Source organism: Mesorhizobium sp. M0340, assembly GCF_040321535.1.
Lineage (GTDB): Bacteria > Pseudomonadota > Alphaproteobacteria > Rhizobiales > Rhizobiaceae > Mesorhizobium.
Genome location: NZ_JAMYRR010000019.1, coordinates 1 through 23,981 on the forward strand (window position 1 = coordinate 1; position 23,981 = coordinate 23,981).

A 23,981-nucleotide genomic window follows, 5' to 3' on the forward strand; every position below is an offset into this window, starting at 1 on the left:
GTAGGGGAGTAGGGGAGTAGGGGAGTAGGGGAGTAGGGGAGTAGGGGAGTAGGGGAGTAGGGGAGTAGGGGAGTAGGGGAGTAGGGGAGTAGGGGAGTAGGGGGCATGTGTTCCAGAGTGCGTTCCACAGTGCAATCTACACCACTCACATACTGCCTTACTCCCCTATTCCCCTACTCCCTTACCGCTATCAAATGCCTTCGCCGGCAAGCTCCTCGGAAAGTGCGGCGACCTGGTCCTGGGCGCTGCGCATCATCGGGTAGATGCCGAGAACGCGCTGCCAGGCTTCAAGTGCCGACTGCTTGTGGCCGGTTTCGGCCATGATCTGAGCCAGGCCCGAAAGCGCGCCGAAATGGCGTGGTTCGAGCTGCAGGGTGCGGTCGATGTCCGCCATCGATTTTCCGTAGTTCTTCATCATGAAATGAACAGTGGCGCGCCGGTTCCAGCCTTCCGCATAGGTCGGCTGCAAAGTCACCACCTGATCAAGGAAATCGAGTGCAACATCGAATTTCTGGTTTTCGATTGCCTTCTGCGACCATTGCATCATCAGGTCGATAGAGGCGCTGCCCGACTGGGACCACTCGCTGCCGATGCGTCCGGCGATGCGCTCGGCCGCCTTTTCATTGCGTTCGCGCTTGAGATCGGCAAACAGCTGATCGAGCCGCGCCTGTTTCGTCTTGACGACCGGAGGTGCTGTCGGCGGAGTTGTGGTCGGATCTTCAGCCCACGCCGGCAGCGAGACAGCGCCGGAAACGAGGTAAGCCGTGAAAAATGCAAAAAGAATCCGCATCGCGGGAATCTAGCCCCCGACGCCGGATCGTCAAACTGAATTTAGCGTGAGAGTCGTATCATGCGAACGGAGGCGCGCAGCCTCCGTCGAAAACTCAACCCTGGCGCGCCTTGTAGCGCGGCGCGGTCTTGTTGATGATGTAGATGCGGCCCTTGCGACGAACCAGCTGGTTGTCGCGGTGACGCGCCTTCAACGCCTTGAGGGAATTCTTGATTTTCATGGTCTTGCCCATCGGTCTGGGCCCGGTCACGGGCCGAACTATTAAGGCGCGCCCACAGACGCGCCTTTGAACTGTGCGTGGCTCATAGACGAGGAGCGTTGCCCGTGTCAACCGCAAGCGCGTTGCCTAAACGATACGGACCGTTTCGTATCATCAAATATCCGCCACTGGCGCCTTGCGGCATTGCGCAGGCTTGCGACGGCTGGAATGATGCGGTTGCGAATTGGAGATCGTCATGCGCCGAATTCTTGTGTCCGCCTGTCTTGTCGTCCTCGCGGCAGGCTCTGTTGCCCATGCGCAGGAATGCGACCGCAATGACGACAGCCAGCAGATGATGAACATCTGCGCCGACGCGGACTACAAATCCGCCGACGCCAAGCTCAACAAGGCCTACCAGGATCTCATCGGCGGAAGTGACGCAAAAGCCAGCAAGCTGTTGCAGACGGCGCAGCGCGCCTGGATCGCTTTTCGCGACGCGGAATGCCTCTATTCCGCCGCGGACAGCGAAGGCGGCTCGATCTATCCGATGCTGATATCGGAATGCCTGACGCGGCTGACCGACGATCGCACCAAGCAGCTCACCGCCGATTCGACCTGCGCAGAAGGCGATGTGAGCTGCGCCAGCCCCGACGAGGACGAGAGCGGCGACATCCAGTAAGCGTAGGTTCTAACTTTGTGTTTGAGCACGATCTTTTCCGAACCGGATTCCACTTTTCGCTAGCGCGGACCTTCGGTTCGGGATCATGCTCTAGCTGCGGCGGCTCACGCGCGTAAAATGGCCCATCTTGCGGCCGGGCCGCGCCTCGGCCTTGCCATAGAGGTGCAGCATCAGATCGGGCTCGGCGAGCAGCTCAGCAACGCGCCGGATGTCGTCGCCGATCAGGTTTTCCATGACGCAGTCGAACTGCCGGGCGGGACTTCCCAGCGGCAGGCCGGCGACGGCGCGGATGTGCTGCTCGAATTGCGAGATGGTGCAGGCGGCCTCCGTCCAGTGACCGGAATTGTGGACGCGCGGCGCTATCTCGTTGACCAACAGCGAACCGTCGGCAAGGACAAAGAATTCGACGCCGATGACGCCGACATAGTCGAGCGCTGCAAGGATCTCCGCCGCCGCCGTTTGAGCCGCAGCAGCCGTCTCGGATTTTACTCCGGCCGGCAGCGTCGAGCTGTGCAGAATACCGTTGCGATGGACATTCCACGCTGGATCGTAGGCGGCGAGCGAGCCGTCGCTGCCGCGCGCGGCAATCACCGAAATCTCGCGCTCGAAAGTGACGAAGGATTCCAGGATCAACGGCACGTTGCCCATCGCCTCGCAAGTGCCGGCAAAGCCGCCTGTTTCCATGTTGCGGAAGACACGCTGGCCCTTGCCGTCATAGCCCATGCGGCGCGTCTTCAAGATGCCGCTGCCGTTGAACTGTTTCAGCGCAGCCGTCAGTTCCTCGTCATTGTCGACGGGACTGAAATCCGCGGTCGGTATGCCGATACCGTTGAGGAATTTCTTTTCCGCCAGCCGGTCCTGCGCCACTTCCAGTGCGCGTGCCGGCGGATAGACCGGCACCGTAGAGGCAAGTGCCGCGGCAGCCGCGACCGGAACGTTCTCGAATTCATAAGTAACGACGGCACTGGCCGCAGCCAGTTCACCAAGCGCGGCCGCGTCGTCGTAGGCGGCGACGATCTGCCGGTTGGCGACCTGTGCCGCCGGGCAATCCGGCTGCGGCTCCAGCACGACGATGCGATAGCCGAGGCGGGCCGCCGCCATCGCCAGCATGCGGCCGAGCTGGCCGCCGCCGATGATGCCGATGCTCGATCCCGCCGGCAGGCTCACGGCGCGTCCGTGGGCTCGGCGGCCACCTTGGCGGTCTGCGCGGCGCGCCAGCTATCCAGCCGGGCGGCGAGCTTTTCGTCGCTTAGCGCCAGCACCGCGGCGGCGAGAAGGGCAGCGTTGGCAGCGCCGGCCTTGCCGATGGCCAAAGTGCCGACCGGAATGCCGGCCGGCATCTGCACGATTGATAGCAGCGAATCCTGGCCCGACAGCGTCTTTGATTCCACCGGCACGCCGAGCACCGGCAGCGGCGTCATCGCCGCCGTCATGCCGGGCAGATGCGCCGCACCCCCGGCACCGGCGATGATCACCTTGTAGCCGGCCGCCTTGGCGCCCTTGGCGAACTCATAGAGCCGGTCGGGCGTGCGGTGGGCCGAGACAATCAGCCGCTTGTGCGAAATGCCAAGCGCCTCAAGCGTTTCGGCGGCGTGGCGCATCGTCGCCCAGTCGGACTGGCTGCCCATGATGATGGCGACGTCGGCGCGGTGATCGTCCAAGCTTCTGCTCCCCGGCGGCAAAGGCGCGCATTAGCGGAAATCGACGGGAGCCGCAAGGATGGCCGGAAACGGCAAAGCCGCTTGTGCCGTCTGGGTGGCTACGCACATGGACTTGGGCGGTCTGTCATCGGGCGGCCGCTGCTCGGAAGCGGTTGACGAAGTCGTCAAGTTCAGGCCGTTCGGTATCGGAAATCGCCCAGTAGGAAAAGGCGCTGTCGCTCCAGTGGACCAGCGAGAAGCCACCAGCAGAAAGATCGACCGGTCCGGCTGTCGAGCCGGTTTCCTCGGGCGCGGCGACGAGAGTGATCAGGTGCTCGCGGTGCCTGTAGACCAGTGCCGGCACTGGCTGGTCGGCGATCACCTCGACGCGGCCGCCGAGCAACGCGAAGCCGTCACTGGCAAGATCAGGTGCCGGTGGTGACAGGCCGACCCTGCCATCCAGCCAGGGTTTGACCGTGTGCCGGTCCGACGAGACGACGTCCACCGGGCTGGCTGCCAGCAGGCTGCGGCGGTGGCCGTTGGCGACCGCGGCGCCAAAGCTGTCGGGCGCCCTGCTCAGCATCATCCATTGCGTCGCGCCGCTGGCCAGCACGGCGGTAACGACGATCGACGCCGCCAGCGCGCGCCAGTCGAACGCGCCAAATCGGTGCACGGCTCTGTGTGCCGGCGGCACTCGAGCGGCGGGCGCCGGCAGCGCCTTCTCCGTACCGGCTGTCCCGATTGCAGCGATGCGAGCCTTGAAATCCTCACGGACATCGAGCCTCGGCAGCCCGCTGACGACCGTCTGCAGCGCAACGATGCGGGCATGCTCGGCGGCGAGCGCCGGGTCGGCCGCGATGCGTCGCTCGACAGCCAATGCTGCTGCTGCGTCGAGCTCGCCATCGACCAAGGCATGGATCATCAGCGCCACGCCCGCCGGGTCATCGGGCAGTCCATCGTTGTGCGCGCTCATAGCGCCCTCCCAAGTTGGGATATCAGCAGACCGCGCGCCCTCGCCAGCCGCGACATCACCGTGCCTAGCGGCACGCCAAGCAGCGTCGCGATCTCGCGATAGCTGAGGCCGTTGACGTCGCGCAGCACCACAGTCTCGCGAAATTGGTGCGGCAGCGCGGCGATCGCCGCCTCGAGCGCGGCCGTGTCGGCCTTGGCGATCAGGCTTGCCTCAGGATTATCCGTATCCGGCAGGCCGGCGCCATATGCAGCCGTCATGTCATCGAGGTCGCTCAGGTCGCCGACGGCGACGATACTGCGCGGCCGGTTGCGCGCCAGCCAGGAGTAAGAGGCGTTGCGCACGATCGCCAGCAGCCAGGCGCGCGCATTGCCGCCGGCATAGCCGGCGATGCCCGCATGCGCCTTCAAACAGGCCTCCTGCACCACATCCTCCGCATCGGCTGCGTTGCCCGTCAGCCAGCGGGCAAGCGCAAGCGCATCCGCGAGATGGGGCAGAACCACCTCGCGAAAGCGCTCGGTCGCGGCCTCTTGGTTCAACACCGTCGCATCGCCCGGCATCCCGGGCAGAACCTTCCGAAAATCCTCACGGAGCGACGGTGATCCTGCCCTGCATGTGCGGGTGAAGCCCGCAGAAATAGGCATAGTCGCCCACTTTGGTGAAGGTGAAGGCATATGTGTCACCGGTGTCAAGCGCCTTGGAGCGAAACGAGGCATCGTTGGCGACCACCAGATGCGGGATGTCGTCGTCATTCTCGAAGGTCACGGTAGTGCCCTGCTTTATCGTCAGCACCGCCGGTGTGAAGGCAAAGTTCTCGATCTTGACCATTGGCTGGTCTGCTGCGTTCAGTGGCATGGCAACCATTATCAGGATCGCCGCCAAACCGAACGGGACAGGGGATACGACCAAGACGCGGGATGGGAAGCGGATCATCGCATTTCTCCTCAAGCCAGCGTGCTGTCGATGATGGCGAGGTCCTGCCCGCCTTGCTTGAGCGTCACGCTGCTCGTGCCGAGCAGGCTGCGCAACTGGCCGGCAGGTACCGTCATAGGCCCGGGTGAGGCTGCGGTGCCCGGCGCCGGTTGCGGGAAAGCGGTCGAGCGCGCGGTATGGAAGGTAACGTTGCCTTCGACCTTCTGCATGATCTGGTGGATATGGCCGTTGAGTACGGTGACAGAGCCGAAGCGCTTGAGCAGGGCCAAGGCCTGCGCCGCGTCGTCGGTGCCCCAGCCCCATTCGGGATAAACAGCCCATAGCGGGATGTGGGCAAAGACGACGATTGGCGTCGAGGCGGTGACCGCCTTCAGATCATCGGCCAACCATGCCAACTGGTCGGCGCCGAGATTGCCCAGCCCTCCAGCCTTCAGGTTGACGACGTTGACCAGCCCGATGAAATGGACGCCGTTCTGGTCGAACGAATACCAGCCGGCGCCCTTGGTGCCTTTGCCGTAGCGGTCGAGATAGGCCTGGCCATTGCCGTCATCGATCAGGTCGTGCTCACCGGGCACATAATGTACGTCGAAGCCTGCGCCGCCGATGATCTGGGCAGCGTTGTCGAACTGCGCGACTTTCGACAAATGGGTGATGTCGCCGGTGTGGATCATGAAAGCGGGCTTTTGCGGCAACGCCTGGATCTTGCCGATGGCCTCCTTCAGCGTGTCGATGGCGTGCGGGTTGGCAGCCTTGTCGAAGCCGATGTGGCTGTCGGAGATCTGGAGGAAAGTGAAGCCGGTGGCCAAGGCTTCTGCGGCTTGCGCCGCGCCGAGCAGGCTGAGCGAAACCGGCACGCCGGCCGAAATCGTCCACAGCACTCCCGTGCCGGCCCAGATCATGCATTCCAGTGCATGACGGCGGCTGATGCCGTCAGCTTCATTGTCGTGGTGGTGGGTCATACCGGTCTCCTGCAACGCCGGAAATGGCGTCTGCTTGGGAGACCAATGGGCGGGGTGGTTTATTCCGCCCGACGACCAAAAAGTCATTCACAGTGCCGTGATGGCGTAATGGCCCGATGCCAAGCCGGCGCTGGAAGGCACTGGCTCGACCACGTTCTGGCGATGTCTAGTCCGGCCAGCGCAAGGCCCCGGCGGACTGCTTGCGAGCGGGTTTCATCGCATCCGCGGGCCGATCGGCAGCACTCAGCACCGCCCGCAGGCTTTCGGCGACGATCTCCGCCTCGCCGGGATGAAGATTGCATGGGTCGAGGAAGAAGTGACCGCGCTCGACCTCGTGGTTGCGCACGATGATAGGGGGCGAGCCCGCGGCCAGCGCCGAGGCAAGGCCGGCGGCGGTGAACCTGCTTTCAGGCGTAACAAACACCTGCAGGCGGTCGAGCGGATTGGCAGTCGGATCGGGAATGATATGCGAGGCGATACCGGGCAGTCCATCCAATGCGTCTTTCCACAGACGCAAAGCCGCTTCCTCCCGCTTGCGAATGCCGGCATGGTCGCGCCGCTCCCAGGCTTCCAGGGCCGCCATGGTGCCGGCAATGCTTTCCTTGCCGACCTTCATCGCCCGCGCAACGCCACGATTCTGGAGATAGGCGGCCCGCACCAGATCCTTGCGCCCCGTCACGATGCCGCTTGTCGGTCCGCTGAGGAACTTGTGCCCGCTATAGACGACGATGTCGGCGCCGCGTGCGAGAAAGCCGCGCAGGTCGTATTCGGAGGCGGCGTCGACGATCACCGGCACGCCCTTGGCGTGGCAGATCTCGCAGAACTCCTCGAGCGAAAGCATGCCGTATTGCACCGTGTGATGCGCAACCACGTAGAGGCCGGCCGCGGTGCGGTCGCGGATCGCGTCGCGCACATGATAATCCTGCGTCACGCTGACCGTGCCGGCGGGTATTGTCTTCGCCCCGGCCAACCGGATCGACTGGTCGATCGGCGCGCCGTAATTGACGATGTGACCGAGCTGGACGATGACCTCCGACTTGACGCCCTCAATGTCGTCCGGCAGCCGCTCGATCGCAAGAAGGCTGGTTCCGGTCATCGCGCCGGCAATCGCCATGGTTATGCCGCTGGCGCAGCACGCGGTGATGAAGCCGGCCTCGCCGCCGGTCAGGCGTGCAATCACAGTACTTGCGGCGCGCTGCAGATCGTCCATCTCGACCCATTGCGAGGCGATTTCCGACATTGCGGCAATCGCTTCTGGCACGATAATCGAAGCGCCGAGCGCCGTCATCGTACCGGAAACGTTGATGATCGGGCGAAGGCCAAGCCGTTCGCGGATTGTCGTGTTGGAACGGTCAGCGGCATAGGTCGTCATCTCTGCAGATCCTGTTTCGAACGATTTCAGGCGATCTCGACGACCGCCTCGATTTCAACTGTGATGTTGCCCGGCAGCGAGCCGACACCGATTGCCGAGCGGGCATGTCCGCCGATCTTATCAAAGACGGCGGCGAAAAGATCGGAACAGCCATTCACCACCTTGGGGTGCTCGCTGAATGTCGGCGTCGCATTGACAAAGCCAAGCAGCTTGACGACGCGCACGATGCGGCCGAGGTCGCCGGCCGCCGCATGCATGACCGCGAGCAGGTTCAGGCCGGTCAGACGCGCATGCCCATAGGCCTCTTCAACGCTGACGTCGTCGCCGACCTTGCCGGTGCAGAGCGCGCCGTCGGCGCGCAACGGCCCCTGGCCGGAGAGGAAGATCAGCCGTCCGCTCTCGGCATAGGTGACGAAGTTGGCGATGGGCTTCGGCGGCTCGGGCAGTGTCAGGCCCAATTCCGCGAGCCGGATGTAAGGCGTCATAAAAGCTCCTTGCGACAGCTTTCGCCGTCCGATGTCAAAAATGCGAGGCGCGAAATCGCGCCAGGAAGCTGCGAAGGCGTTCATTGTCGAACCCCGCCGCCAGAATCTCGGCGGGTGGTCCGACGGCGCTGACGCCGCCGTCCGCCATGAAAACGATGCGGCTCGATGCATCGCGTGCAAAAGCCATTTCATGCGTGACCATCAGCATCGTCATGCCGTCTTCGGCAAGGCTGCGAACGACCTCGAGCACCTCGCCAACCAGTTCGGGGTCGAGCGCCGAAGTTATCTCGTCGAGAAGCAGTATCTTCGGCTCCATCGCCACGGCGCGGGCGATGCCGACGCGCTGCTGCTGGCCGCCGGACAACTCGGCCGGCAGGCTATCGGCCTTGTGGGCGAGGCCGACCCGGCCGAGCCAGTGCTCGGCAATGGTGCGGGCCTCGGCATTGCTCTTGCCGCGCACCTTGCGCAGGCCAAGCATGATGTTGCCGGCGGCAGTCAAATGCGGAAACAGATTGAAGCTCTGGAACACCATTCCGGTCTCGGCTCGCATCGCCGCCAGGTCGCGCTCGCTGCGTCGCTGGCGTGTTCCCGTCTCGCGATAGCCGACCTCCTTGCCATCGATACGGATCGAGCCGCTGTCGTAGCTCTCTAGGAAGTTGACGCAGCGCAGCAGCGTGGTCTTGCCGCTGCCGGAAGGGCCGATGACAGTCACCACCTCGCCGCGTGTCACCTTGAGACTGACGGAGCGCAGGACCTCGACGGATCCAAAGGCTTTGGAAACCTCGGAGACATCGAGAAGTGCCGGATTCTGGTGCGGGGCATTGGACATCTTGCTATTCCCGGATGAATGAGAAACGCTGCTCCAGCCGCCGGCTGGCCAAGGAGAGGGCGTAGTTGACGGCGAAGTAGACGAGCGCACCGAGAATGTAGAGCGGCATCGCCTCATAGGTGCGGCCGATGACCTGGTTGATTGCCTGCATCAGGTCGGTGATGCCGAGCAGCGAGACCAGCGCGCTGCCCTTCACCGCGTCGGTCACGCCATTTATCCAGGGTGGCAGGAAGCGTCTGAACGCCTGCGGAAAAATGACGTAGGCCAGCCGCTGGCGAAAGGTCAGTCCGATCGCCATCGCCGCCTCGGACTGACCCTTGGGAATCGAGCCGACGGCGCCCCTCAGATATTCGACCACCTGTGCGGTCTTGAACAGGGTGAGGGCGAGTACGGCCGCCCAAAAGGATTCCAGATGCAGCCCCACCGCGGGCAGGCCGTAATAGACGAAGAAGATCAGCACCAGGATCGGAATGCCGCGTATGGTGTCGCTGAAGATGCGCACTGCCCAGCGCAGCGGAGCCGGACCGTAGACAAGGCCGACGCCCATCAGCACGCCGGCGATGAGCGATAGCACCACGACCAGCAGCGACACCCACAAGGTCACGGCAAAGCCTTCGGCGAGGAACGGCAAGGCGTAAATGATCTGGCTCAGCATCTCAGCGCGCCGCCTTGAACCGGCGCTCGACCAGCCGCAACGCGAAAAGCAGTGCATAGCCGGTCAACAGGTACATCGCCGTCACCACCAGATAGACCTCGACAATGCGGAACGTGTTGAAGTTGATCCACTGGGCGCCGTAGGTGAGCTCGGGTACCGAGATGACCGATGCCACGGACGTGTCCTTGAAGAGCGATATGAATGTGTTGGAAAGCGCCGGCAGGGTTATGCGCAGCATCGTCGGCAGGCGCACGTGGAGCAGCCTTTGCCATGGCGTCAGGCCGATTGCCTTGCCGGCGTCGAGCTGTCCGCGCGGCACCGCCTCGAGCCCCGAGCGAAACACCTCGACCAGGTAGGCGCCGCTGTAGAGCGATAGCGTGGCAATAAATGAGGTTTGCGCACTGTAGGCAATGTCGACCACCGTCGGCAGGCCGTAGAAGACCAGATAGACGAGCAGGATCAGCGGCACGTTGCGGATGAACTCGACATAGCCCGCGATGATGGTCCGCACCGCACGTCCGGCCGATACGTACCAGACCGCCAGAACGAGCCCGATGACGATGCCGATCGCGATCGAGATGACGGCCAGTTCGAGGCTTAACAGCAGTCCGCCCCAGAGCTTGTCGAAATGCCGCCAGATCAGGTTGAAGTTGAGGGTATAACCCATGCATCCCCGTCATAGAGGGCTGTGATGAGAGGGGGGCGGAAGCACGTTTGTCCTTCCGCCTGCTTGCATCAGATGACCGGGAAACCGGGATGGCGGGCCGGCGGCTCCTGTCCGAAATAATCCTTGAACGCAGCGTCGTAGAGTGCCGTTTCATGGCCGAACATGGCGATGGTGAAGGTCTGGTTGACGAAGGTCAGCCAGTCGAGGTCGCCCTGCCGCAGTGCGGCGCCATAAAGCATCGAGAACCAGCTCTTGCCGGCATCGAAGTATTTGTCCGGATTGCGCGAGGCGAGCCAGCGGACCGTTGACAGATCGACCGCGGCAGCGTCGACGCGCTTCGATTCCAGGGCCTGCAGCACGTTGGCCTGCGTGTCTATCTGCATCACCTGCGACTCCGGCAGGACGATATGCACATTTGCCTCGGCATCGACGTTTTGCAGGATGGAAATCCGGGTCGCCGAACCGGCGGCAAGCAGCTTGTCGAAGGTCTTGTTTTCGGCGTTCGGAAGGGTCAGCAAGGCGATGCCTTCGACGTAGTAGGGTCTGGAGAAGTGGATCAGCTGCGAGCGCTGGGCGGTCATGGTCATGAACTGGATGGTGATGTCGACCTTGTTGGTGGTCACGTTCGGAATGCGCTGAGCCGGATCCTGCATGACGAATTCGACTTTGGTCGGGTCGTCGAAAAGCCCCTTGGCGAGAATGCGACCCATGGTGATGTCCATGCCCACCAGTTCGCCGGCGTCGTTCTCGAAATGCCAGGGCGCATTGGTACTGCCGGTGCCGACGATCACCTTGCCGCGCTCGAGGACGGTGCGCAGCAGGCTGTCCGGCGCTGCCTGGGCCGCCGCTTTCTGAACGTCGACCGCGGTAGCGGCGCTCATAACTCCGGCCGTTGCAAGCCCGGCCATTCCCAGTTTCAGAAATTCACGCCTTTTGGATGTGTCGTTCACGGCGACCTCCTTTCGTGTTGTGTTCCCCTTTGGACCAGCGATACAGGCATCGGTTGCAACTGATGTAATTGTCTCTTACAAGAGACGCCTGTACTCTGTACAAGACAGATTAACATCAGGGATCGATAATGCAAGATGGCAATGCATTGGCCGCTCGACCGGACGTCGGACTGGACGAAGACAAGACCTCAGGCTCTCGGGAGAAGGGTCTCAACCGGGTTCTCCAGATTTTGGAGTTTCTCCACACTAACCAGCGCGCGATCGGCGTTGGCGATCTTGCCAAAGGAGTGAACGCGCCGCGTTCGACGACTTATACGCTGGTGCGCTCGCTGGTCGACGCAGGCCTGCTTGAGATGGCTGGAGACGGCAATCGGGTCTATTTCGGAAAGAAGCTTTATCTCTACGGAATGGACTATGTGCGGGGCAACGACCTGCTCAGGCGAGGGCGCCAGGAAGTCGACCATCTGTCGCGCGAGACCGGCGAGACCTCGGAGCTGTGCATGCTGCAAAGCGGCCGCTACACCATCGTCCATTCAAGTCCGGGAACGAGGCCATTCAGGATCAGTTCGGCGACGGGTCTGCAAATACCGCTTCCCTGGACAGCTTCCGGGCGGCTGCTCCTCGCCGGGTTCGACAGGGCGGCGATCGAGGATATGGTCTCGGAAGACGATCTCGTGCTGCCGGACGGCCGCAGGTTGCGGCTCGACGATTTCATAGCCGACATCGCCGTCGCCAAGTCGGCCGGCTACTGCGTCACCTCCGGCCTTGTCGATGCCTACACGAAATGCCTGGCCGCGCCGGTCTTTTCCGCGCCGGGCAGGGTCGAGGCGACGATGTGCCTGGTGGTTCCCATCGATACCTCGACCGAAAAGACCGATGACCTGATAGCGCTGTTGCGCGAGCGCGCCGCACGGCTTTCGATCGCGGCATAGCGCTTTTCCAGCAGGCCGGCGCCGGCGTTCGTTCAAGCAATAATGTCTGGAATGATCTTGTCTTCCAGCGCCATCAGCCTGTCCTTCAGGAAAAGCTTCTTTTTCTTCATGCGCTGGATCTGCAGCGGGTCGCAATTCATGGCGATCATCGCATTGATGGCCGCGTCGAAATCGGCGTGTTCCTGCTTCAGCCGGGAATATTCGAGGCGGATATCCGCCTGTTCCTGATCGGACATTTTTACCGTCTGCACGTCTGCGGCGCCCAAACACTGGGCCTGATTGGGCGGGACCGGGGCCTTCTTGCACCGGCGCGCAGCCCATACCACATTTCACATTGTCGTGGAATGCTACCACGCAGCATTCGACATCGGTGCTCGATGGTGGCACACTGTCATTATGCCGTCACAGAAGCGAGCCTGCGGTGGACGTGCCTTGGCGGCTGCAATCGAGGAAACCATGAAAGGGAGAACCAATCATGTCTCTTGCATCCCATCTTGATGAGCTGCAGCGGAAACACGGCGACATCGAACGGGAAATCGACGATGCGATGGCGCATCCATCGGTAGACGACCTCGAAATCGTGAATCTCAAGCGGCGCAAGCTGGCGCTCAAGGACGAGATTGAAAAACTGAAGGCGAAACCGACGACGCACTGAAGCCCTTCCAGGACTAGAAGCGCGCGCCGCCCGGCGCGCGTCTCTTTCCGGTGGCATATCGCTATGCTGCCGGAAATGCATGTGGATTTGCGGCAAGCTGCCGTCTTGTCATTTCCGATTTGCTAGGCCTGCGCGCCAGTCGCCATTGACAAGCCATCTTTGCTCCTCCACCTCATGCCCGGACCTTCAAGATTAAAGGCAGCCGGCATGACCGGGTATTTTTCCTCACCCTTCCCACGCCGCAGGTCGATCGGTGTCGATGTCGGCGGCGTGATTGTCGGCGGCGGCGCGCCGGTCGTCGTCCAGTCAATGACCAACACCGACACGGCCGATGTCGATCAGACGGTCGCACAGGTGGCGGCGCTGCATCGCGCCGGCTCCGAGATCGTGCGCATAACCGTCGATCGCGACGAAAGCGCTGCCGCCGTGCCGGCCATCCGCGAGCGGCTGGAACGACTCGGCATCGACGTGCCGCTGGTCGGCGATTTCCACTATATCGGCCACAAGCTCCTGGCCGACCACCCGGCCTGCGCCGAGGCACTGGCCAAATACCGCATCAATCCCGGCAATGTCGGCTTCAAGGACAAGAAAGACCGGCAGTTCGCCGCGATCGTCGAGATGGCGATCCGATACGACAAACCGGTACGCATCGGCGTCAATTGGGGTTCGCTCGACCAGGAGCTGCTGACCCGGCTGATGGACGACAACCAGGCCCAGGGCTTTCCGCTGACCGCCCAGGAAGTGACGCGCGAGGCAATCGTGCGGTCGGCAATCCTGTCGGCCGAAATGGCTGAAGAGATCGGCCTTGCCCGCGAGAAAATCATCCTGTCGGCCAAGGTCAGCGGCGTGCAGGATCTGATCGCCGTCTACACCGAGCTTGCCACCCGTTCCGACCATGCGCTGCACCTCGGCCTGACGGAGGCGGGCATGGGCTCGAAAGGCATCGTCGCCTCGTCCGCGGCCATGGGCATCCTGCTTCAGCAGGGCATTGGCGACACCATCCGCATCTCGCTGACGCCGGAGCCAAACGGCGACCGCACGCGCGAGGTGCAGGTGTCGCAGGAGCTGTTGCAGACCATGGGCTTCCGGCAGTTCGTGCCGATCGTTGCCGCCTGCCCGGGCTGCGGGCGCACAACCTCGACCGTGTTCCAGGAGCTTGCCCAGAACATCCAGGCCGACCTGCGCAAGAACATGCCGGTGTGGCGCGAACAATATCCCGGCGTCGAGAACCTCAAGGTCGCGGTGATGGGTTGCATCGTCAACGGTCCGGGCGAATCCAAACACGCCGATATCGGCATTTCGCTGCCCGGCACCGGTGAGACGCCGACCGCCCCGGTGTTCGTCGACGGCAAGAAGGCGGCGACCCTGCGCGGCCCGTCGATCGCCGCGGATTTCGAGAAAATGGTTTCCGACTACATCGAACGGCGGTTTGGGCAACACGGCAAAGCCGCGGCGGAGTAGTTCGATGCGGCGTTTGCTTGGGGCGACGCTGGTTGTCATTTCCGGGCTGGGCTGGGCGGCGGCCGTCCAGGCCGATCCGCCGCGGCCCGCCAAGCAGAAGCTGATCGATCGAGTTTGCGATCTTATCGAGACGCATGCCGACCAGAACGGCCTGCCCCGGGATTTCTTTGCCCGGCTGATCTGGAAGGAGAGTCGTTTCGATCCCAACGCGGTCAGCCCCGTCGGCGCGGAGGGTATCGCCCAATTCATGCCGGGTACCGCCAAGATGCGCGGGCTCGCCAATTCGTTCGATATCGAGCAGGCTATCCCGGCCTCGGCAAAATATCTCGCCGAAATGAAGACCGGCTTTGGCAATCTGGGCCTCGCCGCAGCTGCATACAATGCCGGCGAGAGCCGGGTGACGCGCTGGCTGAATTCCGGCGGATTCCTCCCGATGGAGACCGAAAGCTACGTCCTGGACGTCATGGGCGAGCCGGCCGACAGGTTCACCGATGCCGCCTACGCCGGCGTCATCCGGCCGCTCGACAAGAAGGCGACTTTCGCTGCCGCTTGCCGCGAGCTGCCGGTGATCATGTCCAGAACCGTGCCGATGTCGTCGATCAACATCGAGCCGTGGGGCGTGCAGGTGGCCGGCAATTTCCGTCGCGCCGCGGCGCTCAATCAGTGGAGCAACGTCAAGCGCAGGTTTCCAGCCTTGCTCAGCGGTCGCGATCCGGTGGTCAGCCGGGTGCGCACACCGATCGGCAGGCGCGGCATCTATGCGGTGCGGATCGGCGCCGACACCAAAGCCAAGGCCGACGATATTTGCCAGAAACTGCACAGCGTGGGCGGCGCATGCATCGTGGTGCGCAATCGGTAAGCCATATGTCGGTGCGTTTTCGCGCCATTGCTGCCATCTTGCTCCCCGTGGGCACTTCGTCCTCGACACGTGAATCATATTTTTGGTGAACCGTTAACCAGGTCTTGCATCGTCGTCGATGCGGGGTAAGGTCCCCGCGATTTTTCGCGAAAGGGATCAGCATGGCCGGCTTCAAGACACTGGACGACATCGGCAATATCAGCGGCAAGCGTGTGCTGGTGCGTGTCGACCTCAACGTCCCCGTCACCCAGGGCAAGGTCACCGACACCACCCGTATCGAGCGCATTGCACCGACCATCGCCGAGCTTTCCGGCAAGGGCGCCAAGGTCATCCTGCTTGCCCATTTCGGCCGGCCCAAGGATGGACCGGTGCCCGAATTCTCGCTCGAGCCGATTGCCAGGGCGACGGCGGACGTGCTCAGCCGCCCCGTCGGCTTTGCCGCCGACTGCATCGGCGACAAGGCCGCAAATGCCGTTGCTGCCATGAACGGCGGCGACGTGCTGCTGCTCGAGAACACCCGCTTCCACAAGGGCGAGGAGAAGAACGACCCGGCCTTCACCGAAAAGCTCGCCGCTAACGGCGACATCTTCGTGAACGACGCCTTCTCTGCTGCGCACCGTGCCCATTCGTCGACAGAAGGGTTGGCGCATGTGCTGCCGGCCTTCGCTGGGCGCACCATGCAGGCCGAACTCGATGCGCTGGAAAAGGGGCTTGGCAATCCAGTCCGTCCGGTTGTCGCCATCGTCGGCGGCGCCAAAGTCTCGACCAAGATCGACCTGTTGATGAACCTGGTGAAGAAGGTCGACGCGCTGGTCATCGGCGGCGGCATGGCCAATACGTTTCTAGCGGCGCGCGGCACCGACGTCGGGAAATCCTTGTGCGAGCATGATCTCGCGACCACCGCCAAGCAGATCATGATCGAGGCGGCCGAGGCCGGCTGCGCCATCATCCTGCCCGCCGACGGCGTCGTCGCCAGGGAGTTCAGGGCCGGCGCCGCCAACGAGACCGTCGCCATAGCAGACGTGCCGGCCGACGGCATGATCCTCGATGTCGGCGCGAAAACCGTGAAGACCATTGCCGAATGGATCGACCGCGCCGCGACGCTGGTCTGGAACGGGCCGCTCGGCGCTTTCGAAATCGAGCCATTCGACCACGCAACGGTGGCGACGGCCAAGCACGCGGCAGCGCGCACCAAGGCCGGCAGACTGGTCTCGGTCGCTGGCGGCGGCGACACGGTGGCGGCGCTCAACCATGCCGGCGTCAGCGATGATTTTACTTATGTATCGACGGCCGGCGGCGCTTTCCTCGAATGGATGGAAGGCAAGCCGTTGCCCGGCGTCGACGTCTTGAAGCGCTGAGCGCGACCGCAAGAGCAGCGCGAAAGAGTGCGCCCGCGACTTTCAATCGATTCGCGCTCGTTTGACGAAATGGTTCGACTTGAACCTGCGTTGCTCTGGTGGTCTGCTGGGCACGGATCAATTCTTTCAGGAGAAGCACGATGAGCGAACGTCTCGAGGACATTGCCGCCGCGATGGTGGCCGATGGCAAAGGCTTGCTGGCGGCCGACGAAAGCTCCGGCACCATCAAGAAACGCTTCGACGTCATCGGCGTCGAGTCGACCGCCGACAGCCGGCGCGACTATCGCGAGATGATGTTCCGCGCCAGCGAGGCAATGACCAAATACATTTCCGGCGTCATCCTCTATGACGAGACCATCCACCAGAAGGCGGCCGACGGCACGCCGCTGGTCGACATCATCAAGGCATCAGGCGCCATCCCCGGCATCAAGGTCGACGCCGGTGCCAAGCCCCTGGCCGGCTTTCCCGGCGATACCATCACCGAAGGCCTGGACGGCCTGCGCGAACGCCTCGCCGACTATTACAAGCTCGGCGCCCGCTTTGCCAAATGGCGCGCGGTGATCGACATCGATGTCTCCAAGGGCGTGCCTTCCGCCACCTCGATCGGCTCGAACGCCCATGCGCTCGCCCGTTACGCCGCGCTTTGCCAGGAAGCCGGCATCGTGCCAATCGTCGAGCCGGAGGTGCTGATGGACGGCGCCCACGACATCGACACGTGCTACGAGATCAGCAAGGCGACACTGACAAAGTTGTACACCGAGCTCTATGCGGCCCGCGTCGCGCTCGAAGGCACCATCCTGAAACCGAACATGGTCCTTGCCGGCAAGAAATCGGGCAAGGTCAGCAGCCCCGAGGAAGTTGCCGAAAGGACCATAAAACTGTTCCGCGAGACGGTGCCGGCGGCGATTGGAGGCATCGCCTTCCTTTCGGGCGGACAATCGGACGAGGAGGCGACCGCCAACCTCAATGCCATCAACGCCGTCGGCCCGCATCCGTGGAAGCTGACCTTCTCCTATGGCCGCGCCTTGCAGGCCGCTCCGCAGAAGGCCTGGGGCGGCAAGGCAGCGAACGTCGCCGCCGCGCAGGCCGCCTTCGCCCATCGCGCCCACATGAACCATCTGGCGGCGCTTGGACAATGGCAGCCGAAGCTTGAGCAAGCCGCCTGACCGAAGACATCTTGCGTTTCTCCCGACCCGGGCCACGTGCCCGGGTTTTTGTTTGAAAGCAGCAAGGGCTGCAATTTCTTGCAACTGAAATGCAGCCGGGTGTCGGTATTGCTCGCTGCCGAACGTCCTCCGTGAAAAGAGGAGCAGACCTATGCCAAACAACAAGATCGTTTCGCAGGAAGACTGGTTTCAGGCGCACAAGGCGCATCTGGCGCGCGAAAAGGAATTGACGCGCTTTCGCGATCGTGTCGCCGCCGAACGCCGCGAATTGCCGTGGCTGAAGATCCGCAAGGACTACGTCTTCGAGACCGAGCAAGGGCCAAAGAAACTGCCCGACCTGTTTGGCGGCAACAGCCAGCTGATCGTCTACCATTTCATGTTCGGGCCGGGCGCCGATTATCGCTGCGAAGGCTGCTCATTCCTTGCCGATCATATCGACGGCGCCAACCAGCATCTCAGGCACCACGATGTCTCACTTGTCGTGGTAGCGCGGGCGCCATTGGCCGAATTGCTGCCCTACAAGCAGCGTATGGGCTGGAAATTCGACTGGGTGTCGTCCTACGCCTCGGACTTCAACTTCGATATGCAGGTGTCATTCACGGACAAGCAGATCGCGGCCGGCGATACGACCTACAATTTCGAGCGGCGTGCGCGAAACTCGAAAGACCTTCCCGGCGCCAGCGTGTTCTATCGCGACGAGAAGGGCGACATCTTCCTGACCTTCGTCTTGCGCTCCCGAGGCGGCGATCCGCTGATCGGCGCCTATCATTATCTCGACCTGACGCCGAAGGGTCGCAACGAAACCGGCCCGCATCATAGCCTCGTCGACTGGGTGCGGCTGCATGACGAGTACGAAGATCAATCCGGGACACATGACTGCTGCCATTGAGGCGACAAGGGTGTCACTGTAAGGTCGTTCACCTCCAATGCAACATGCGCTAAGTGCTGTTCGCTATGCCCTAAAAGGGACTTGCCATGCGGCGCTTTCCGACCCTTCTCACCTGGTTCGCCTTTCCGGTCTATGTCTGGCAAGGACTTGGCGTGCGTCGCCGCACCACCCGCATGCTGCCGGCACAAGGTCCGGTCATGCACGAGATATCTGGCCTGACGCCAGCAATCTCGGTTCTGGTGCTTGGCGATTCCTCCGCCGCCTCGGTAGGCATCGGCAATTCCGAAAACGGATTGGCCGCGCAACTGGCCGTTCTGATTGCGCAACGCACCGGCCGCATCGTGCGCTGGCGGGCAGCCGGCTTCAACTCGGCAACCTCCGGCCAGATCCGCGATCATGTGCTGCCCAACCTATCGGCCGATCCGTGGACGCATATCGTGCTGGCGATCGGCACCAACGACACCAAGAATTTTCATTCGGTACCGCGGTTCAAGCGCGAGTTTGGCGGCCTGCTTTACGCGCTGCGCGCCAAATGGCCGGAGGCGCGCGTCGTGTGGTCGCCGGTGCTTGAGTTCACCCGGGCGCCGGCAATGCCGCCGCTGCTCGGCAAGATTCTCGAAATCCGTGCCGTCGAAATGAACCGGATGGGCGCGCGCCTTTGCCTCGAGCGTGGCGCCATACCGGCGCCCCGCCTGCCGATCACCGATGCTGATGCCGGCTTCGCATCGGATGGCTTTCATGCTTCGGAAGCCGGCTATCGAGCCTGGGCGGAACATCTGGTCAGCCTGGTGCTCGGCAACGAACCGGGCGTCGCGTAGCGGCCGCCGGCACCAAAGCGCGTCGCGTTCGACTGGCCTCATCCGACGTGCTTCAGGTCCTGTTTCTATGCATGTCGTTGTCGCAAAACCGCTGCACACTTTGCGCGACATGCATCACGTCCAGTGCCCGAGCACCGCCGTAATCGAAATCGCCGCCATCGCCAGCAGCGCCAGCTTCCAGAAATCGCTGCGCCGCTTCAGCCCGGGCCAGCCGAGCGGCTTGATGAGCTGGATGACCATCATGGCGATGATGACGAGCGCGAGAAGTTTCGACATGCCGCCTTTGATCAGCATCGCGGCTGGCTGTCAAAGCGGCTCCGCGATCGCCGTCTTTCCAGTGTGGCAGGCCTCTTTTCAGCACTGCCTGATCACTTCGGTCGACAAATCAAAACGCCGGTCAGGAGAGACGCACCCTCCTGACAGACTGCTGTCAGCAGGGGTGTGCGATAGTGCCTGCATCGAAAGAGAGGAGACCAGCCATGAACGGTTTTACCATTCTGCGTAGCGTGCAGCACTATGTCGGCAAGATCCGGACGATGCGCAATGAGATCCGCACCCAGCGGTTCATGAATACCCTGCCGGCGGACATCCGCAAGGATATTGGTTGGCCGGACATGTATGGCGACCGCCGCAATGGCGGCAATTAAGGCAAGCTTTCTGGGTGGCGTTTGGATGCAACCTGGCGACGAGCTGAAATGAGCATGCTGAAGCCTCCTGACAGTATGGTGTCAGGAGGCTCGTGCCATAGTGCGATGGCCGCCGGAGACGGATGGCTGAGAGGACGATCGATGAAAAGCTGGAGCGACAGGCTGAACATGCCTGGCATCAACGGCATAAAACCGTCGCCACGCACCATCGGCGACGTCGTCGAAGGGCAGCCGATGCTGGTTCCTACAGCTCGCCAGGTCGATGCATTCATCCGCTCCATCCCCGGAGGCATGGATATCCGCGCTTTGCGCACCGTTCTCGCCATCGAGCACGGTGCCGAGGTGACATGTCCGGTCACCATCGGCTATCATCTGCGCACTGTCGCCGAGGCCGCCAACGAGGATCTTGAGCGTGGCATGGCGCTGAGCGACATTGCGCCGTTCTGGCGGGTGCTCGACGCAAGCTTGCCGACAACGAGGAAACTGTCCTTCGGCGCGGCCTTCGTCGCCGCGCAGCGCAAGCGCGAAGGGCTGGAACGATAGACGCCGAGGGTCCATACGATGCGCCGCGCCGACAGGCTCTTCCAGATCGTGCAGCATCTGCGTGGTGGCCGTCTGGTCACTGCCCAGAAGCTGGGCACGTGGCTCGAGGTTTCCGAGCGGACGATCTATCGCGACATCGCCGACCTGCAGTCGACCGGCGTGCCGATCGACGGCGAGGCCGGTGTCGGCTACATGATGAGGGAGGGTTTCGACCTTCCGCCGCTGATGTTCACGCGTGACGAGATCGTCGCGCTGGTCGCCGGCGCCCGCATGGTGCGCGCTTTTGGCGGCGCGGCCATGGCACGAGCCGCCGACGAGGCGCTGGTCAAGATAGGCGCCGTGTTGCCCGACGCCGAAAAGGACCGCATCGCCCGTACCGAGATCCACACGCCGATGTGGGTGGTAAGCGATGCCGCCCGCGAAGCCATCGACCTGATCGAGCGGTCCATCGAGAAACGTCAGGTGCTGACCATCGACTATTCGGATGAGGCCGGCCGCAGCACCGCGCGCGACATCCGCCCGCTCGGCCTGTGGTTCTGGGGCAAGGTGTGGACCTTGGTCGCCTGGTGCGAGATGCGCAGCGATTTCCGCGCTTTCCGCATTGACCGCATCGCCTCGGTGGTCATCGCCGGCCGCACCTTCAAGCCGGAGCGCGGCAAGCAGCTCGCCGATTTCTATCGCGCGGTGGAGCGCAGCGAGGATTACGGCATGGCGCCGGACCGGGCGGCGCGGAGCTGACACGGAAGATCACAAAAAAGCCCGCTTGAAAGCGGTCTCAGACCGCTGACAAACCCCGCCGATTCGGCCGGCTTGAAAGCGGGCGTTTTGTTTTGGATGCGAGATGCCTACTCCTCTTCGTCGGCATCCTTGTCCTTCGACTTTAGCGCCGAAAGCTTGGCGAAGACGGCGTTGGCGTCGAGTTCCTGGTCCTCGTCTTTCGGCTTTTCCGGCGCCGGCACCAGTCGTTCGGTCAAGGCGGCCGGCAGCAGCGTATCGCCGACCGGCTGCGCCTGCTCACGGCCGCGCGAGGCGCGGTTGATTTCCATATCGAGGTCGATCTGCGACGTCAGGCCGAGCGTCACTGGATCCATCGGCTGGAGATTGGCGGAGTTCCAGTGCTTTCTGTCGCGGATCTGGTCGATCGTCGACTTCGTCGTGCCGACAAGGCGGGCAATCTGCGCATCCTTGAGCTCGGGATGGTTGCGCACCAGCCAGAGGATGGCGTTGGGCCGGTCCTGGCGCTTCGACAGCGGCGTGTAGCGCGGACCCTTGCGCTTGGATTCCGGCACACGCACCTTGGGATCGGAGAGCTTCAGTCGGTGGTTCGGGTCCTTCTCGGCGCGCGCAATCTCGTCGCGAGTTAGCTGGCCGGTCATGATCGGGTCCATGCCCTTGATGCCTTGCGCCGACTCGCCGTCGGCGATCGCCTTGACCTCAAGCGGATGCAGTCCGCAGAACTGCGCGATCTGCTCGAAGGAGAGCGCTGTGTTGTCAACCAGCCAGACGGCGGTCGCCTTTGGCATCAGCAGCGTATTGGCCATCACAAAAATCCTTCTCGTTCGCCCGCGTTCCCGCGCGGGCGGTGGTTTAGAGCCACCAAAATGGGAAAATCGCGGTCTATATAACCGCTCGCTCGCCGTTTCGCAATGTTTTTGGGAGGCGCGTGTCAAGGACGGCCGGCAGACCGCGACGGGATCGGCAGATGACGCCATGCAGTCGAAAGCTTCAAAAAGACAAAGCCCGCCAGACCAAGGTCGGGCGGGCTCGGAACCGGCGACGGAAATCCGTCTGCTGCGGCTCTGGCTTCTAAGGCTTGATCCCGAACCGCGGGTCGGCGTTACGGAAAAGCAACGCCCGGTCTTCGGGCGGGATCGTGCTCGAGATCAAAGCCCTTGGCGGGCGATTCTCTCGATGTCGCCGCGGTTGATGCCGAGGTCGTTGAGCTGACGAGCGTTCAGCCGGTTCAGTTCGCGCACGGTTTCGTTGTACATGCGCCAGTTACGGAAAGCGCGGATCGGGTTCATGGTAGTCCTCCATCGTTTCGATGCCGCGTAAGTAGGCATCGGCGATGAAAAATTGAACAGACGCTTTTGCATGGCCGCAATGCGTTTGTTGCATTGCACCATTAAGCTTTCGTTCAGCCTGTTTGCCGGTCGTCAGGCGACATCGAGCACAATCTTGCCGATGTGCTCACCCTCCTCCATCCGCTCATGCGCCCGCCAGGCTTCCTTGAGCGGGAAGATCGTGTCCATCACCGGCGCAACCTTGCGCGTGCCGAGCAGCGGCCAAACCTGCGCCTCCAGTGCCGCCGCGACTGCCCCCTTGAACTCCACGGTGCGTGGCCTGAGCAGCGATCCCGTGTGCACGAGCCGCTTTGCCATGATCTTGAAGAAATCGGCGCTCGCCACCGCTCCGCCCTGCGTCGCGATCTGGACGATGCGGCCTTCTATGGCTGCAGCCTCATAGTTCCGCGCCACATAGTCGCCGCCGACCATGTCGAGGATGACATTGGCGCCCTTGCCGCCGGTTGCCTCCTTGACTGCGGCGACGAAGTCCTCCTCGCGGTAGTTGATCGCCCGGTCGGCGCCGAGCTTGAGGCAGGCGTCGCATTTCTCCTTGCTCCCGGCGGTGGTGATGACATAGGCGCCGAAAGCGGCAGCAAGCTGGATCGCCGTCGTGCCGATACCCGACGAGCCTCCATGCACGAGCAGCGTCTCGCCGCTCTTCAGGCTGCCGCGCTCGAAGACATTGTGCCAAACGGTGAAGTAGTTTTCCGGCAGCGCCGCCGCTTCGGTGTAGGTAAAGCCGGCGGGCAGCGGCAGCACGCTGCCGGCGTGCACTCTGACATATTCGGCATAGCCGCCGCCCGCCGTCAGCGCACACACCCGGTCGCCGACGCGCCAGCGCGATATCTCGTCACCAAGGGCAGCGACTTCGCCTGCTGCTTCCAGGCCCGGCAGATCTGACGCTCCCGGCGGTGGCGGATAGGCGCCCTTGCGCTGCTGCACGTCCGGCCGGTTGACGCCGGCGGCCCGCACCCGGATCAGGATCTCACCGGAACCGGCAACCGGTACGTCGCGGGTTTCCGGTTTCAGCACCCGCGGCCCGCCCGGTTCCGATATGGCGATCGCCATCATCTTCGCCGGAATTTTCTGTGCGTTCGCCATGAATTTTCCCGTCGTGCTTCGCCGGTTTCTCGTGCCAGCTGTTGCCGGCCATTTGCATCCATACCCCTGCCCTATGTATGCTCATTGGCAAATCAGGCAAATGGGCAATCACGGAGGAGCGACGATGGCGATCTTCGACGACGAACCCAAGAAGAAAGCGCGCCCGCACGAGATCGGGCAGGATCTGTCGCTGCTTTCCGTCGATGAATTGTCCGAGCGGATCGGCATCCTGCGCGACGAGATCGCCCGGCTGGAAGCCGAGCTCAAGACCAAGGACTCCACCAAGTCGGCGGCAGAGGCGCTGTTTCGCCGCGGATAGTGCGGCGGGTAATTCCAAAAGCTCGGGCACGCCGCCGAA

Annotated in this window: 32 protein-coding genes; 13 read left to right on the plus strand and 19 right to left on the minus strand. The window is 62.9% G+C overall.

Going from position 1 to position 23,981, the window contains the following annotated elements; all coding sequences use genetic code 11:
• Positions 1-190: 190 nt before the first annotated feature.
• Both NKI79_RS23880 and ykgO read right to left on the minus strand, forming a co-directional pair.
• Positions 191-790, minus strand: a complete 600-nt coding sequence (locus NKI79_RS23880; RefSeq protein WP_352805031.1) for a tetratricopeptide repeat protein — start codon at positions 788-790, stop codon at positions 191-193.
• Between the two features lie 94 nt (positions 791-884).
• Positions 885-1,010: a type B 50S ribosomal protein L36 gene (gene ykgO, locus NKI79_RS23885; protein WP_006203764.1), complete on the minus strand. Its 126-nt coding sequence runs from the start codon at positions 1,008-1,010 to the stop codon at positions 885-887.
• Positions 1,011-1,245: 235 nt separating this feature from the next.
• Between ykgO and NKI79_RS23890 the strand changes: the two genes are divergently transcribed.
• The gene (locus NKI79_RS23890) at positions 1,246-1,668 is read left to right on the plus strand and encodes a lysozyme inhibitor LprI family protein (protein ID WP_254816518.1); all 423 of its coding nucleotides are present in this window, start codon (positions 1,246-1,248) and stop codon (positions 1,666-1,668) included.
• A gap of 90 nt (positions 1,669-1,758) precedes the next feature.
• Here the strand turns inward: NKI79_RS23890 and NKI79_RS23895 are convergent, their stop codons facing one another.
• From NKI79_RS23895 to NKI79_RS23950, 12 genes are all read right to left on the minus strand, one after another.
• Entirely contained in the window at positions 1,759-2,835 is a 1,077-nt protein-coding gene (locus NKI79_RS23895; protein ID WP_352805034.1) for a 5-(carboxyamino)imidazole ribonucleotide synthase, read from the minus strand.
• Positions 2,832-3,329 (minus strand): 5-(carboxyamino)imidazole ribonucleotide mutase, encoded by a 498-nt coding sequence (gene purE, locus NKI79_RS23900; RefSeq protein WP_352504988.1) that lies wholly within the window; start codon positions 3,327-3,329, stop codon positions 2,832-2,834. Before purE ends, NKI79_RS23895 begins: the two co-directional genes overlap by 4 nt.
• A gap of 124 nt (positions 3,330-3,453) precedes the next feature.
• Positions 3,454-4,281: an anti-sigma factor family protein gene (locus tag NKI79_RS23905; RefSeq protein ID WP_352805037.1), complete on the minus strand. Its 828-nt coding sequence runs from the start codon at positions 4,279-4,281 to the stop codon at positions 3,454-3,456.
• Positions 4,278-4,838 (minus strand): sigma-70 family RNA polymerase sigma factor, encoded by a 561-nt coding sequence (locus NKI79_RS23910; RefSeq protein ID WP_352896487.1) that lies wholly within the window; start codon positions 4,836-4,838, stop codon positions 4,278-4,280. The genes NKI79_RS23905 and NKI79_RS23910 overlap by 4 nt, the downstream gene beginning before the upstream one ends.
• A gap of 25 nt (positions 4,839-4,863) precedes the next feature.
• Positions 4,864-5,211, minus strand: a complete 348-nt coding sequence (locus NKI79_RS23915; RefSeq protein WP_302893660.1) for a cupredoxin domain-containing protein — start codon at positions 5,209-5,211, stop codon at positions 4,864-4,866.
• 11 nt (positions 5,212-5,222) lie between these two features.
• Complete coding sequence (locus NKI79_RS23920; protein WP_352801742.1) at positions 5,223-6,170, minus strand: metallophosphoesterase family protein; 948 nt, start codon at positions 6,168-6,170, stop codon at positions 5,223-5,225.
• Positions 6,171-6,336: 166 nt separating this feature from the next.
• Positions 6,337-7,542, minus strand: a complete 1,206-nt coding sequence (locus NKI79_RS23925) for an aminotransferase class V-fold PLP-dependent enzyme (RefSeq protein ID WP_352801744.1) — start codon at positions 7,540-7,542, stop codon at positions 6,337-6,339.
• 26 nt (positions 7,543-7,568) lie between these two features.
• Entirely contained in the window at positions 7,569-8,027 is a 459-nt protein-coding gene (locus NKI79_RS23930) for a RidA family protein (RefSeq protein WP_352504994.1), read from the minus strand.
• Between the two features lie 34 nt (positions 8,028-8,061).
• A complete protein-coding gene (locus NKI79_RS23935; RefSeq protein WP_254816525.1) occupies positions 8,062-8,856 on the minus strand; it encodes an amino acid ABC transporter ATP-binding protein in 795 nt (264 codons plus the stop codon).
• Between the two features lie 4 nt (positions 8,857-8,860).
• A complete protein-coding gene (locus NKI79_RS23940) occupies positions 8,861-9,511 on the minus strand; it encodes an amino acid ABC transporter permease (RefSeq protein ID WP_254816526.1) in 651 nt (216 codons plus the stop codon).
• Position 9,512: 1 nt separating this feature from the next.
• Positions 9,513-10,178, minus strand: a complete 666-nt coding sequence (locus NKI79_RS23945) for an amino acid ABC transporter permease (RefSeq protein ID WP_352714346.1) — start codon at positions 10,176-10,178, stop codon at positions 9,513-9,515.
• Between the two features lie 68 nt (positions 10,179-10,246).
• The gene (locus tag NKI79_RS23950; protein ID WP_254816528.1) at positions 10,247-11,128 is read right to left on the minus strand and encodes a transporter substrate-binding protein; all 882 of its coding nucleotides are present in this window, start codon (positions 11,126-11,128) and stop codon (positions 10,247-10,249) included.
• 128 nt (positions 11,129-11,256) lie between these two features.
• On the opposite strand from NKI79_RS23950, the gene NKI79_RS23955 reads away from it, so the two are divergent.
• Positions 11,257-12,060: an IclR family transcriptional regulator gene (locus NKI79_RS23955; RefSeq protein WP_352805043.1), complete on the plus strand. Its 804-nt coding sequence runs from the start codon at positions 11,257-11,259 to the stop codon at positions 12,058-12,060.
• Positions 12,061-12,092: 32 nt separating this feature from the next.
• Here NKI79_RS23955 and NKI79_RS23960 read toward each other — a convergent pair whose 3' ends face one another.
• Positions 12,093-12,296, minus strand: a complete 204-nt coding sequence (locus NKI79_RS23960) for a YdcH family protein (RefSeq protein ID WP_023678480.1) — start codon at positions 12,294-12,296, stop codon at positions 12,093-12,095.
• 239 nt (positions 12,297-12,535) lie between these two features.
• On the opposite strand from NKI79_RS23960, the gene NKI79_RS23965 reads away from it, so the two are divergent.
• The 7 genes from NKI79_RS23965 (at position 12,536) to NKI79_RS23995 (ending at position 19,266) form a co-directional block, all read left to right on the plus strand.
• Positions 12,536-12,715, plus strand: a complete 180-nt coding sequence (locus tag NKI79_RS23965; RefSeq protein ID WP_254816530.1) for a YdcH family protein — start codon at positions 12,536-12,538, stop codon at positions 12,713-12,715.
• Between the two features lie 207 nt (positions 12,716-12,922).
• The gene (gene ispG, locus NKI79_RS23970; protein WP_352801750.1) at positions 12,923-14,176 is read left to right on the plus strand and encodes a flavodoxin-dependent (E)-4-hydroxy-3-methylbut-2-enyl-diphosphate synthase; all 1,254 of its coding nucleotides are present in this window, start codon (positions 12,923-12,925) and stop codon (positions 14,174-14,176) included.
• 4 nt (positions 14,177-14,180) lie between these two features.
• Positions 14,181-15,035 carry a lytic transglycosylase domain-containing protein gene (locus tag NKI79_RS23975; protein WP_352805046.1) on the plus strand — a complete coding sequence of 285 codons (855 nt, stop codon included), beginning with the start codon at positions 14,181-14,183 and terminating at the stop codon, positions 15,033-15,035.
• A 161-nt stretch (positions 15,036-15,196) separates the two neighbouring features.
• On the plus strand, positions 15,197-16,393 hold the full coding sequence (locus NKI79_RS23980; RefSeq protein ID WP_352476163.1) for a phosphoglycerate kinase: 1,197 nt from the start codon (positions 15,197-15,199) through the stop codon (positions 16,391-16,393).
• A 140-nt stretch (positions 16,394-16,533) separates the two neighbouring features.
• Positions 16,534-17,559: a class I fructose-bisphosphate aldolase gene (locus NKI79_RS23985; protein ID WP_352476164.1), complete on the plus strand. Its 1,026-nt coding sequence runs from the start codon at positions 16,534-16,536 to the stop codon at positions 17,557-17,559.
• A 151-nt stretch (positions 17,560-17,710) separates the two neighbouring features.
• Positions 17,711-18,448, plus strand: a complete 738-nt coding sequence (locus tag NKI79_RS23990; RefSeq protein WP_254816535.1) for a DUF899 domain-containing protein — start codon at positions 17,711-17,713, stop codon at positions 18,446-18,448.
• Between the two features lie 86 nt (positions 18,449-18,534).
• Complete coding sequence (locus NKI79_RS23995; protein WP_352476166.1) at positions 18,535-19,266, plus strand: SGNH/GDSL hydrolase family protein; 732 nt, start codon at positions 18,535-18,537, stop codon at positions 19,264-19,266.
• A 114-nt stretch (positions 19,267-19,380) separates the two neighbouring features.
• Here NKI79_RS23995 and NKI79_RS24000 read toward each other — a convergent pair whose 3' ends face one another.
• A complete protein-coding gene (locus NKI79_RS24000) occupies positions 19,381-19,542 on the minus strand; it encodes a hypothetical protein (protein WP_008873884.1) in 162 nt (53 codons plus the stop codon).
• A 203-nt stretch (positions 19,543-19,745) separates the two neighbouring features.
• On the opposite strand from NKI79_RS24000, the gene NKI79_RS24005 reads away from it, so the two are divergent.
• The 3 genes from NKI79_RS24005 (at position 19,746) to NKI79_RS24015 (ending at position 21,194) form a co-directional block, all read left to right on the plus strand.
• Positions 19,746-19,913 (plus strand): hypothetical protein, encoded by a 168-nt coding sequence (locus tag NKI79_RS24005; protein WP_254816537.1) that lies wholly within the window; start codon positions 19,746-19,748, stop codon positions 19,911-19,913.
• A 141-nt stretch (positions 19,914-20,054) separates the two neighbouring features.
• Positions 20,055-20,456 (plus strand): hypothetical protein, encoded by a 402-nt coding sequence (locus NKI79_RS24010; RefSeq protein ID WP_352805050.1) that lies wholly within the window; start codon positions 20,055-20,057, stop codon positions 20,454-20,456.
• Between the two features lie 18 nt (positions 20,457-20,474).
• Positions 20,475-21,194, plus strand: a complete 720-nt coding sequence (locus NKI79_RS24015; protein WP_254816539.1) for a helix-turn-helix transcriptional regulator — start codon at positions 20,475-20,477, stop codon at positions 21,192-21,194.
• A 107-nt stretch (positions 21,195-21,301) separates the two neighbouring features.
• Here NKI79_RS24015 and NKI79_RS24020 read toward each other — a convergent pair whose 3' ends face one another.
• From NKI79_RS24020 to NKI79_RS24030, 3 genes are all read right to left on the minus strand, one after another.
• Positions 21,302-21,997, minus strand: a complete 696-nt coding sequence (locus tag NKI79_RS24020) for a DUF1013 domain-containing protein (protein WP_254816540.1) — start codon at positions 21,995-21,997, stop codon at positions 21,302-21,304.
• Between the two features lie 342 nt (positions 21,998-22,339).
• Positions 22,340-22,480, minus strand: coding sequence for a DUF1127 domain-containing protein (locus tag NKI79_RS24025; RefSeq protein WP_023720976.1), 141 nt, complete (start codon positions 22,478-22,480; stop codon positions 22,340-22,342).
• Between the two features lie 132 nt (positions 22,481-22,612).
• A complete protein-coding gene (locus tag NKI79_RS24030) occupies positions 22,613-23,623 on the minus strand; it encodes an NAD(P)H-quinone oxidoreductase (protein WP_352805053.1) in 1,011 nt (336 codons plus the stop codon).
• 124 nt (positions 23,624-23,747) lie between these two features.
• Here NKI79_RS24030 and NKI79_RS24035 point away from each other — a divergent pair, with 124 nt between their 5' ends.
• The gene (locus NKI79_RS24035) at positions 23,748-23,942 is read left to right on the plus strand and encodes a DUF1192 domain-containing protein (protein WP_352805056.1); all 195 of its coding nucleotides are present in this window, start codon (positions 23,748-23,750) and stop codon (positions 23,940-23,942) included.
• Positions 23,943-23,981: the final 39 nt, after the last annotated feature.